A 577-nucleotide genomic window follows, 5' to 3' on the forward strand; every position below is an offset into this window, starting at 1 on the left:
CGACCGAGCGAACCTTAGCATACTTCGCGCCCGTATTCTGATAACGCGACTATCAATCTCGAAACGTAATTAATCAATCTTAGTGATATCAATTCGCGATACGAAGTGAGAATTTATGTTCCATACTTTCAAAGGTATGACTTTTATTTCGGGAGAAAATGATGAAAGTATTTACTATGGATGACCTCTCATACCGAGGTGCTCATAAAGGCGTACACAGCTGGGATCACCCAGCCAGCACAACGCCTTACTACTGGCACCCTGACTGGTTACATATTGCAGAAGACGCGCTAGGTGTGCACAAAACAGCGGATCTAGTCGTTCCAGAAGGTGAAACACCAACAGAAGAGCACGCAAAAGAGGCGATTGTTAAGCACATTAATGGTGAATAGCCAGAAGCGAACCTTCTGTTATGCAAGGTTGAGAGCCTTTTGGAACAAAACATGTCTGAATGAGAACTGTGCATCATCGTGAGCAATCTATCGACAGGATAAATAGATTGCTATCACATTAATTTTCATGCCATCTGTTACATTTAGAGGCTAATGGTGATGCACACCTCAACTCATAGACTATG

Annotated in this window: 1 protein-coding gene; it reads left to right on the forward strand. The window is 42.8% G+C overall.

Annotated features, from left to right (window positions below; all coding sequences use genetic code 11):
• The first annotated feature begins 161 nt into the window (after positions 1–161).
• Complete coding sequence (locus tag R7Q48_RS29505) at positions 162–392, forward strand: hypothetical protein (protein ID WP_005483298.1); 231 nt, start codon at positions 162–164, stop codon at positions 390–392.
• Positions 393–577 lie beyond the last annotated feature (185 nt).

It is taken from the genome of Vibrio sp. 378, assembly GCF_033339435.1.

What these genes read in the sequence shown, in the direction of transcription:
- R7Q48_RS29505 (WP_005483298.1), top strand. Translation starts at nt 162, where the DNA reads ATGAAAGTATTTACTATGGATGACCTCTCATACCGAGGTGCTCATAAA.